11 protein-coding genes and 1 pseudogene are annotated in these 9,856 nt (G+C 59.8%); 6 read left to right on the top strand and 6 right to left on the bottom strand.

Translation table 11 applies throughout. The annotated features are described in order from the left end of the window. The 4 genes from gspB to mltC all read left to right on the top strand — a co-directional run. On the top strand, positions 1-361 hold a 361-nt coding region (gene gspB, locus AAC083_RS16635), incomplete at its 5' end, for a type II secretion system assembly factor GspB (protein ID WP_181364595.1). A gap of 101 nt (positions 362-462) precedes the next feature. Next, on the top strand, positions 463-1,524 hold the full coding sequence (gene mutY, locus AAC083_RS16630; protein WP_108535491.1) for an A/G-specific adenine glycosylase: 1,062 nt from the start codon (positions 463-465) through the stop codon (positions 1,522-1,524). Between the two features lie 8 nt (positions 1,525-1,532). Next, a complete protein-coding gene (locus tag AAC083_RS16625) occupies positions 1,533-1,805 on the top strand; it encodes an oxidative damage protection protein (RefSeq protein ID WP_005313967.1) in 273 nt (90 codons plus the stop codon). A gap of 169 nt (positions 1,806-1,974) precedes the next feature. After that, entirely contained in the window at positions 1,975-3,078 is a 1,104-nt protein-coding gene (gene mltC / locus AAC083_RS16620) for a membrane-bound lytic murein transglycosylase MltC (RefSeq protein WP_108535492.1), read from the top strand. A gap of 69 nt (positions 3,079-3,147) precedes the next feature. Here the strand turns inward: mltC and AAC083_RS16615 are convergent, their stop codons facing one another. Then, complete coding sequence (locus AAC083_RS16615; protein WP_108535490.1) at positions 3,148-3,528, bottom strand: YgiW/YdeI family stress tolerance OB fold protein; 381 nt, start codon at positions 3,526-3,528, stop codon at positions 3,148-3,150. 238 nt (positions 3,529-3,766) lie between these two features. Between AAC083_RS16615 and AAC083_RS16610 the strand changes: the two genes are divergently transcribed. Then, entirely contained in the window at positions 3,767-4,774 is a 1,008-nt protein-coding gene (locus tag AAC083_RS16610) for an SGNH/GDSL hydrolase family protein (RefSeq protein WP_108535489.1), read from the top strand. A gap of 114 nt (positions 4,775-4,888) precedes the next feature. Here AAC083_RS16610 and AAC083_RS16605 read toward each other — a convergent pair whose 3' ends face one another. From AAC083_RS16605 to AAC083_RS16595, 3 genes are read right to left on the bottom strand one after another with little or no spacing between them, the layout of a single operon-like run. Beyond that, on the bottom strand, positions 4,889-5,458 hold the full coding sequence (locus AAC083_RS16605) for a PqiC family protein (protein ID WP_042035589.1): 570 nt from the start codon (positions 5,456-5,458) through the stop codon (positions 4,889-4,891). Continuing rightward, on the bottom strand, positions 5,458-7,104 hold the full coding sequence (gene pqiB / locus AAC083_RS16600; protein ID WP_108535488.1) for an intermembrane transport protein PqiB: 1,647 nt from the start codon (positions 7,102-7,104) through the stop codon (positions 5,458-5,460). Before pqiB ends, AAC083_RS16605 begins: the two co-directional genes overlap by 1 nt. Then, complete coding sequence (locus AAC083_RS16595; RefSeq protein WP_108535487.1) at positions 7,097-8,368, bottom strand: paraquat-inducible protein A; 1,272 nt, start codon at positions 8,366-8,368, stop codon at positions 7,097-7,099. Before AAC083_RS16595 ends, pqiB begins: the two co-directional genes overlap by 8 nt. A gap of 178 nt (positions 8,369-8,546) precedes the next feature. Between AAC083_RS16595 and hfq the strand changes: the two genes are divergently transcribed. Next, entirely contained in the window at positions 8,547-8,909 is a 363-nt protein-coding gene (gene hfq / locus AAC083_RS16590; protein ID WP_011707507.1) for an RNA chaperone Hfq, read from the top strand. A gap of 139 nt (positions 8,910-9,048) precedes the next feature. Here the strand turns inward: hfq and AAC083_RS16585 are convergent, their stop codons facing one another. Further along, positions 9,049-9,639, bottom strand: coding sequence for an HAD family hydrolase (locus AAC083_RS16585; RefSeq protein WP_181364596.1), 591 nt, complete (start codon positions 9,637-9,639; stop codon positions 9,049-9,051). 35 nt (positions 9,640-9,674) lie between these two features. Next, positions 9,675-9,856, bottom strand: a pseudogene (locus AAC083_RS16580) (hypothetical protein); the annotation flags it as partial.

The following is a 9,856-nucleotide window of genomic DNA, read 5'->3' as shown; positions in this document are numbered from 1 at the left end:
CGACAACAGCGCCCCTGCCGCCAATGGCAGCCAGGGGCTGGCCGAGCGCATCATGAATGCACTTAATAACACGCCGCTGATGGATGAGACGGCACCTCAGGCCCAAAACGAGTCTCAAACCATGCCAATCAGCGCCCTGCCGCTGGAACTGAAGCAGCGGGTGCCGCCCCTGGCCTACGGCTCCCACGTCTTCTCCTCCAACCCGGCCAAGCGGGCCGTGATGCTGAACGGACGTGAGTTTCATGAGGGCAGCGAGGTTGCCCCAGGAGTGACCCTGATCGCCATCGCCCAGGATTACATTATCCTGCAGGTGGCGGGCCAGAACGTCAGCCTCAAGGCGCTGCAGGATTGGCGCGGCTGAGTCCATCACGACCACCAAGCCAGCTCAGCCCCGCTGATCTGGCGTCCATTTCAAGAGGGAGCCTGAGAGCTCCCCTTTTTAATCAATAACATGAGATCCATGTGAGCAATTCAAACAACACCACCTTCGCCACCAGGATCCTGGACTGGTACCAGATCCACGGCCGCAAGACCCTGCCCTGGCAACAGAACAAGACGCCCTATCGGGTCTGGGTCTCCGAGATCATGCTGCAGCAGACCCAGGTCGCCACCGTGATCCCGTATTATCAACGCTTCATGACTCGCTTCCCCGACGTGCAGGCCCTGGCCCATGCTCCCATCGATGAGGTGCTGCACCACTGGACCGGGCTCGGCTATTACGCCCGCGCCCGCAACCTGCACAAGGCGGCCCAGCAGATCTGCGAGCTGCACGGTGGCCTGTTCCCGGAGCGGCTGGAAGAGGTCATGGCCCTGCCCGGCATAGGCCGCTCCACCGCGGGCGCCGTGCTCTCCCTGTCGCTTGGCCAGCCCCACGCCATTCTGGACGGCAACGTGAAGCGGGTACTCACCCGCTGGCTGGCACTGCCGGGCTGGCCCGGTCAGAAACAGGTGGAGAACGATCTGTGGGAGCTTGCCATCCGCCTCACGCCCAAGCTCGGTGTGGCCCACTACAACCAGGCCATGATGGACATGGGCGCCACCGTCTGCACCCGCAGCAAACCCGCCTGCGAGCGCTGTCCGGTGCAGGCCGATTGCCAGGGGCTGTCGCAGGGCAAGCCCACCGCCTACCCCAACAGCAAGCCCAAGAAGAGCATTCCGGCCCGCACCGGCATCATGCTGCTCATTCGTCACGGCGATGAGCTGTTGCTGGAGAAGCGGCCGCCACAGGGGATCTGGGGCGGGCTCTACTGCTTCCCGCAGGTGGAGTCGCTGTCTGAGATCAAGGGGCTGATGCAGCGGCTGGGGCTGAGTGGCCACGATTATCGGGAAATGAGCGGATTTCGGCATACATTCAGCCACTTCCACCTCGATATTCAGCCTTTCCTGATTGAAATCGATGCGCCACCGACCCCCCAGCTCATGGAAGCGGATAACCGACTCTGGTATAACTTACGCCATCCTGCAGAGGTGGGTCTGGCGGCCGCCACGGCCCGCCTGCTCGCCTACCCGGACTTACAACCATAGAGGTCAACATGAGCCGTACTGTATTTTGCCAACGCCTGAAAAAAGAGGGCCCGGGCCTGGATTTCCAACTCTACCCCGGTGAACTCGGCAAGCGGATTTTTGACAACATTAGCAAGGAAGCCTGGACCGAATGGCAGAAAAAACAGGTGATGCTGATCAACGAAAAGAAGCTGAACATGATGAACCTCGAGCATCGTCAGCTGCTGGAAAAAGAGATGGTGAGCTACCTGTTTGAAGCAGGTGAAGTGGCCATAGACGGTTATACCCCTCCCAGCCAATAAGCTGATAAGTTGTACTTGCGAGCCAGTGACGGCTATACATTTCTCAGTTCACAGCCAATGACCGGCCTATGGACCAATGGGTTGTATTTGCAAGCCAGCGACGGCTGTACATCTTAAGGTTCACTGCCAATGAATGACGGGCGGCTCTGCCGCCCAGTTTGAGGATCCTATGGGCCGAATTTTTTGGCTGCTTTGCACCCTGCTGTTTCTCTCTGCCTGCTCATCCTCCCCCCCCAAGCCCAACGGGAGTGAGGATGACGATCTCGTCAACGGCAAGGACATTCGCGGTTTCGAACACATGATCAGCGCGCTCTCCCATAACGTGAACGAGATATGGGGGCGTGAGGCGCTGTTCGCGGGCAAATTTGACTACGTCAAATACACGGATCAGTACAAGAGCCGGGCTCACATTAACTTCTCCAGCGGCCACATCATGGTGGAGACCGTCTCCGGGGTTGACCCTCGTGCCCACCTGCGCCGCGCCATCATAGAGACCCTGCTGACCCCGGATGATCCGGCTGAAGTGGATCTGTACTCCGACCGTGAAATTCTGCCCGGTGGCGAGCCCTTCCTCTATGGTCAGGTGCTGGACAACCAGGGCCAGCCGATCCGCTTCGACTGGCGTGCCGAGCGTTACGCCGATTACCTGCTCAGCACGGCGATGAAGAAGCGTACCCTGGGGATCCGCACCATTTTCTTCGTCGACATCCCCATGGTGGCCAACCACGAGGACAAACGGGGTTACAAGTATGCCGGCATCATACGGGAAGCCTCCCGTAAGTATGGGGTCGCCGAAAGCCTCATCTACGCGGTGATCAAGACAGAGAGCAGCTTCAACCCCTATGCGGTCAGCCATGCCAATGCTTATGGCCTGATGCAGGTGATCCCGGCTACCGCCGGGCGGGACGTCTACGTGCGGGTCAAGGGCAAAAACGGCCAGCCGACCCGGGAAGATCTGTTCAATCCGGCCTACAACATCGACGTGGGCACCGCCTACCTGCACCTGTTGCAGACCGTCTATCTGGTGAATATCCAGGATCCGCTCTCCCGCCGCTATGCCGTCATCTCGGCCTACAACGGTGGCGCCGGTGGGGTGCTGAACACCTTCTCCAGCGACCGCAAGGCGGCGCCCGGCATGATCAATCAGCTCTCCCCCGAGGCGGTGTACCAGATCCTGACCGAGCTGCATCCCAAGGCGGAAGCCAGACGCTATCTCTACAAGGTCAATCAGGCCGAGAAGGGGTTCAAGCGCACGCTGCCCCGCACCGGCTAAGCAGACCAACAGCAAATGGGCGCCTCCATGGAGGCGCCCTTGTTGCATCTGGCGTACGGCTATCCGGCCTTACTTGGCGACAAACCCGCCCTTGCTCTGCGGAGCGGCCCCGACCTTCTCCAGACTCTTCACCTCTACCTCTGTCTTGTTCCAGCTGTGGTCCACTTCACCACGGATGCGGATCAGATCGTCCGGACCCACTTCGGTGCCACGCCACACATCCTGATCCACTTCGACTTCCACCTCGCCACTGGCGTCACGGAACACGTAGTTCTCGCCGCCCAGATGCTTGACCAGCTTGCCTTCCAGGGTGGCCCAGCTGTCATCGGCCAGATCCTTCAACTGAGCGACGGAAACCTTGTTCTGCTCCTGCGGACCTGTATAGGCCGCCATGGCGGAAGAAGAGATGGACATCAGGGTCAACAGACCGATTACGCTCGCCTTGTTCATTTCATGCTCCTGTTATTGGGTACAGGAGCAGTGTGCAAGTCGGGGCGTGAAATAAACGTGAAGGCTCCCCATTTGGGTGAAGGGGATGTGACCGTAATCGACTTAATCAGCCTTGCCTGCTGCGAAATTTAATTTGGCTGGATACCTTACAAAATGGCAAAACAGCTTCCCAGCCCGTTTGCCTATCGAGGAAAAGCCTGCAGGCACCACCTGCTTTCAAATCAATGAGAACAACAAGATGAAAAAATGGTTTGTGTGTTTATTGGGACTGGTCGCGCTGACAGTTCAGGCAGCCGACAGCCGTCCCGCCTTTTCCCGGATCGTGATGTTTGGCGACAGCCTCTCCGATACCGGCAAGATGTACCGCAAGATGCTCGGTTTCCTCCCTTCCAGCCCCCCCTACTATGAGGGTCGCTTCTCCAACGGGCCCCTCTGGCTGGAGCAGTTGACCACGCAGTTCCCGGGTCTGACCATAGCCAACGAAGCGGAAGGCGGTGCTACCGCCGTGGCTTACAACAAGATCTCCTGGAACCCCAAGTATCAGGTCATCAACAACCTGGACTACGAGGTCACCCAGTTCCTGGAAAAAGACCGCTTCAAGCCAGACGATCTGGTGATCCTCTGGTTCGGTGCCAACGACTATCTGGCCTATGGCTGGAATACGGAGCAAGATGCCAAGCGGGTACGCGATGCCATCAGCGACGCAGCCAACCGCATGGTGTTAAACGGGGCCAAGCAGATATTGCTTTTCAACCTGCCGGATCTGGGTCAGACCCCGAATGCACGCAGCCAGAAGGTGGTCGACAAGGTCAGCCATATCTCCGCCTATCACAATCAGCTAATGTTGAACCTGACACGCCAGCTGGCCCCCGTCGGGCTGGTGAAGCTGTTCGAGATCGACAAGCAGTTCGCCGAAATGCTGAGTGACCCGCAAAACTTCGGCCTGAGCGACACAGAGAATGCCTGCTATGGCGGAGACTATTTGGGGAAACCCTTTTCTTTGCTCAGTGCCAGCACCGACAGTCGTCTCTCCGCCTTCAACCTGCAGGATCGCCTCGCCATCGCTGGCAACCCGCTGCTGGCACAGGCCGTAGCCAACCCTATGGCTCGCCGCAGCGCCAGCCCCCTCAACTGTGAGGGCAAGATGTTCTTTGATGATGTACACCCGACCAAGGTCGTACACGCCGCCCTGAGCGAACGTGCCGCCACCTTCATCGAGAGCCAGTACGAGTTCCTCGCCCACTGATGACAAGGGGTATCTGACGTTCAGCCGTCATTTCCAGGGTCTTGGCGCCGTGTCTGTGGTGTCTGGATAAAAAAACGGGAGGCCTCTGGCCTCCCGTTTTCATTCATGACCGCCTCAGGCGCCCTTGCGCACCTCTGCCGCAATCTGGTCGAGCAGCTGTTGCCAGCCCAGTCCCAGCTCGCTGACGAGGGAACCGTAGCCATCCTCTGGCAACACCCGCACCTGCTGGAAGGGGACGTCACGCAGGACGGTGCCCTCTTCCGTCAGCAGTCGCCAGCGGCCACTGAGCACGGCGCGCCCGTCATGGCGCCCCTGGAAGCGCTCGACCGAGATGGTCAACACTGGCCCCTTGCGGGCACCATCCTGACGCACCACCCAACCCGGCAGCCGGCTGGAGAGACCGTTCAGGGTCAGCTGATCGAGCTGGGCATCGAGGGAACCCGCCCAGCGATGGTACTCGGCGAAGTGCAACTCCTTGCCTTCCAGCTGATAGACCAGGCTCATCCTGTCCAGCTGGCCGGACAGAGAGACCGGCTTCAGCACCAGCTGGTGCAACGGTTGCGCCGTCATTATGGTCGGCTGCTGCGCCTCGGCATCGAGGGAGTAGTAGTGCAGCGTCGTCGGCGCAGAGCTGCATCCCGCCAACAGGCCCAGCAAGGCCAGGGTCATCATCTGTTTTTTCATCATTGGCCTCGTTTGGGCTCAGGATCACGGGGGCGGGGGCGATCGAAAATCAACGAACTCGGCTGCTCGTTGAGCGAATGCACCAGTGGCTGCAACTCACGCATCAGCTGATTGAGCGACTGTACCGACTGACGCAGATCCTGATTGGTCTGGGAGTTGGCATCGTACTCTTGCAGCGTGCTCTGCAACTGCTTCAGGCTGTCGTTCAGGGACGCCGGCAACTGCTGGGTCGCACTCTGGCCGGTAAACTTGTCCAGATTGGCGCTCACCGCGCTGACGCTCTTGAGGGTCTGCTCCAGGGTGGCCAGGGTATGGTTGACCTGGTTCAAGGTCTTGGCCGTGTCCATGTCGACGAACTTGTCGAGGATCTGGTTCACCTTGCGCTCAATCTGGTCCAGCCCGGCCTGCACGGTCGGGAACACCTGATAACCGGCCAGCTCGGTGGGCTTGAACTTGGGTGCATCCGGATAGAAGTTCAGATCCACCACCTTGCCCCCGGTCAGCAGACTGGAGGTCTTGAGCGTGGCCCGCAGTCCTTCCTTGAACTGCTTGCCGAACAAGGCACGCCACTGCTCCTTCTCCGCGTTGGCATAGCGATGAGAGAGACGCTGCACCTCGATGCGCGCCAGTACCGGGATCTGCCGGTTCTGGAACATCTGTACCCCTTTCTCGTCAATGAGATAGGGGGCCGAGATGACGGTGCCGACCCGAATGCCGCGATACTCTACCGCCGCGCCAGGATGCAAGCCGCCGACGCTGTCCTCGAACAGGAACACATAGTCGATGAACTGATCCAGGCTACCGGCCAGCACGCTGGCCTGATCCTGGAACAGGGTAAACTCATCCATCGGCTTGACCGGCTCGCCAGGCGCCCAGCCGGGGGGCAGGCCCATGGTGATGCCACCGTCGAGCAGGCTCTCGAGCGAATCCATCTTCACCTTCATCCCCTCGCTGCTCATGGAGACCTCGAAGCCCGGAGTCATCCAGAAGCGGGAGTTGCCGCTCACCAGCACGTCATAGGGGGCGTTGATGAAGATCTGGTACTGCATTTCGCTCTTTTCAGGCAGGAATCTCGCCTCTTCCACCTGACCTATGGTGAAGCCCTGGTAGTTAATGGGCGAGCCCACCCCGAGTGCACGGGTATCCCGGCTACTCAAGGAGAGCCGCAGCCCCTTGGCGTCCTGAGATGCCAGCGGTGGCTTGTCCAGCATGGCGTACTCGTCCAGCGGCCTGCCCTTCTTGCCCGGGGCCAGCTCGATATAGGCACCGGAGAGCAGGGTGCCAAGACCCGAGACCCCGTCACGGCCGACCCTGGGCTTAACCACCCAGAACTGGCTGTCTTTCTTGAGCATGCCGGCGGCGGCATTGGTCAGGCGAGCCTTCAGCACCGCATGGCTGTAATCCTCGCTGAGCTCCACCGCCTCAATGCGGCCCACTTCCACCTCGCGGGAACGGATCACCGTCTTGCCCGCCACTATGCCTTCGGCGGTGGCCACTGTCAGGGTGAAGCTGGGACCTTGCGAATACCAGTGCTGGAACAACATCCAGATGCCGATGAACAGCGCCAGCAGCGGCACCATCCAGATTGCGGCCGCCGAGCTCAGAAAATCAGAGCCGGGTTTCCACCTTTTCTTACGCTCACTCACGTTCGCGCTCTCCTTGTTGTAAATCCCAGATCAGGCGGGAATCGAAACTCATGGCTGCCACCATAGTAATCAGCACCACACCCGCAAATGCGACGGCCGCAGGGCCCGGATATATGGTCATCAGGTTGTCGAGCCGGATCAGGCCCGCCAGAATGGCCACCACGAAGACGTCGATCATTGACCAGCGTCCCACGAATTCAGTCATGCGATAGAGCTTGAGCTTGCCAAGGGGCGAGGCACCGTGGCCGCGCTGTACCATATAGCAAAGCCACAACAGTGCCATGATTTTCACCAGCGGCACCACCACGCTGGCGATGAAGATCACCGCGGCGATGGGATAGGAGCCCAAGGCCCACAGCAAGACCACGCCGCCAAGGATGGTAGAGGGGCTGTCATCGCCGAGAAATACCGTATCCATAATGGGATAGAGGTTGGCGGGCACATAGAGGATCACCGAGGTCAAGAGCAGCGCCCAGGTCCGGCTCAAACCACCCGGCTTGCGGCTGTGCAGCTTGCCGCCGCAGCGCGGACAACTATGTTCGCCCACCTCGCTCAGGGCGCCGCAGATGTGACAACCCACCAGCCCGGACGCCATGGCAGTAGCCTCGGCATCCAGCTCTCGGGCCCCGGTCGGGCCGAACAGCCGTTGCCACAGCCACATCCGGTCCAGTGACGAGATCGTCTTGATGAGCAACACCGTGTAGCCGACAAAGGCCCAGAACGACAGCCCCATCTTGATGTCTGCCATCCCCATCAGCTTGACCAGCGAGATGAGCACCCCGATCAGGAATACATCCACCATCAGCCAGGGCTTGATCCGGCACAGCAGGCGACCGAGGGAGCGCAGGGCATTGCTGTGCAAGTCCTTGTCGATCCGCCACAGCACCAGCATGATAGAGCCAACGTAGACCAGTGGCAGACCAATCAGGGTCAGGCTCAGCACTGCGCCCAAAAACAGATAGCCCTGATCCACCAGGGTGGTGATGCACTGCAGAAACGTCATCTCCTGCCCTATCCCTTTGGCCGAGAACGACATAAAGGTGAAGGAGTTGGAGAGCACGAACATGATGATGGCCGCAAAGCCGTAAGCAATGGGCCTGCGCTCCTGGTCCGGTAAATGACGGCTCAGGGTATGGCCGCAACGCGGACAGCTGCTCGTCTCCCCGACGGCCAGCGCGGTGGCCGGCACCAGCAGGTCACACTCTTCGCACGCGGTCGCGTCATGGGTATAGGTGGATAGGTGTTGGTTGGAAACCGGATGCAAGATAAAACCCCAGCATGAGGCCCGCCACTGGGCCTGAGCTGCCAATTATTACCGCAGCAGCCCCCTGCCGACCAGCCCTGTCGTTGCCCCATCCGGGATGGGAGTGAGAATGACTTTGACAAGCCAGTGACCATTTAGCACAATCAAACGCCACTTTTTTTCCGCGGGACAATAATTTATGACAACTGAATCCCCAAGCTACTCCACGATCGAGCAAGCCTTCTCCCTCGGGAACGGGCAAGATTCTGCCCTCAACTGGTTGCGCAAGAATCGCAGCCAGGTCGCCATCTTCCTGGTGAGCGGCATCAAGCTGGAGGGGACCATCAGCGGTTTCGACCAGTACAGCGTGCTGTTGACCGATGCCCATGGCAACCAGCAGCTGGTCTACAAGGCCAAGATCTCCACCATCGCCATGCACTCCGGCCGCCCCCAGGTCAGCATACAGCGCGCCCGCAAGCCGCGCGTCTCCATGGCGCCGCGTCCCCATGGCGCCCCCGGTCGTTACGATGACAATCAGGGCGGCGGTAGCAGCGAGCAGTAATATGCTTGCCTGAGTCACTCCCACGCCATTGCTGCGTCAAAGGGTGACCGAGTCCATTCTCATTTATCATGCCTGTCCCGTATGAGAATGGACTCCACTCTTGCTCTGAGTGGCGTCGCCTGTTTCAGCTCCCCTCGCTTCAATACTGCAAGTCGACTGGTTTTCCATCCCTGACCATGCAGGTCTGCATGCCCGCAGCCTGACCGGCTTGTACGCCAATTCCCGTATCCTCGAACACCAGACTAGCTGCAGGTTCGATACCCAGCCGATGTGCAACCAGCAGAAACGTATCGGGATGGGGTTTGTGCAGCGTCACATCGTCAGCGGTCACCACCACGGGGAAGTAACGATCCAGCCCGGTATTGCGCAGCACGGCCTCAGCATTGATACGGGGCGAACCTGTGCCTATTCCCATGGGAAGCAGGCCGTAATAGCGCTGTACCAGTGCCAGCATGGCCGGAAAGACGGTGACCTTGTGCAGGTTGGCCACGTAGTGATCCGTCTTGCAACGGGTTACCACCAGCGGATCCAGGGCGATCTGCTGCTGCTCGGCAACCAGCAGGGCGATTTTGCGGCTCGGCATGCCACCTAGCTCATAGAACCAGTCGGCATCGAAGTGAAAGCCAAACTCCCGGGCAGTGTGTTCCCAGGCGGCAAGGTGCAGTGGCATGGAGTCCACCAGGGTGCCATCGAGGTCAAATACCAGGCCTTGAAATCCGGAGAGGGTCATGGTGCGGGATCTGTGTCTGAACATGGGCCCCCATTCTAGCCAGAGCCGCGCCCCGTCGCCATGACCTGGGTGGCGAGAAACGCTTGCCCCCACATTTTTGCCTGAAAAGAGATGAGGTCAGCTTGGCGGGAGCCAGCGGGTAGCTGGGCTCGCAGCGGCCAGTCTCCCGGTTTATCGGTTTTCCCCAGCGCAAACAGATAAAAGAGCGGCCCCTCAC

The sequence above is a fragment of the Aeromonas sp. HMWF014 genome (assembly GCF_963878295.1).
GTDB lineage: Bacteria > Pseudomonadota > Gammaproteobacteria > Enterobacterales > Aeromonadaceae > Aeromonas > Aeromonas popoffii.
This window is presented reverse-complemented; position numbering and strand designations above follow the sequence as displayed.

Excerpts from the sequence above, each read along its gene's own strand:
- AAC083_RS16625 (WP_005313967.1), top strand. The coding sequence starts at position 1,533 with ATGAGCCGTACTGTATTTTGCCAACGCCTGAAAAAAGAGGGCCCGGGC.
- mltC (WP_108535492.1), top strand. The coding sequence starts at position 1,975 with ATGGGCCGAATTTTTTGGCTGCTTTGCACCCTGCTGTTTCTCTCTGCC.
- AAC083_RS16615 (WP_108535490.1), bottom strand. The coding sequence starts at position 3,528 with ATGAACAAGGCGAGCGTAATCGGTCTGTTGACCCTGATGTCCATCTCT.
- AAC083_RS16610 (WP_108535489.1), top strand. The coding sequence starts at position 3,767 with ATGAAAAAATGGTTTGTGTGTTTATTGGGACTGGTCGCGCTGACAGTT.
- AAC083_RS16605 (WP_042035589.1), bottom strand. The coding sequence starts at position 5,458 with ATGAAAAAACAGATGATGACCCTGGCCTTGCTGGGCCTGTTGGCGGGA.
- hfq (WP_011707507.1), top strand. The coding sequence starts at position 8,547 with ATGACAACTGAATCCCCAAGCTACTCCACGATCGAGCAAGCCTTCTCC.
- AAC083_RS16585 (WP_181364596.1), bottom strand. The coding sequence starts at position 9,639 with ATGACCCTCTCCGGATTTCAAGGCCTGGTATTTGACCTCGATGGCACC.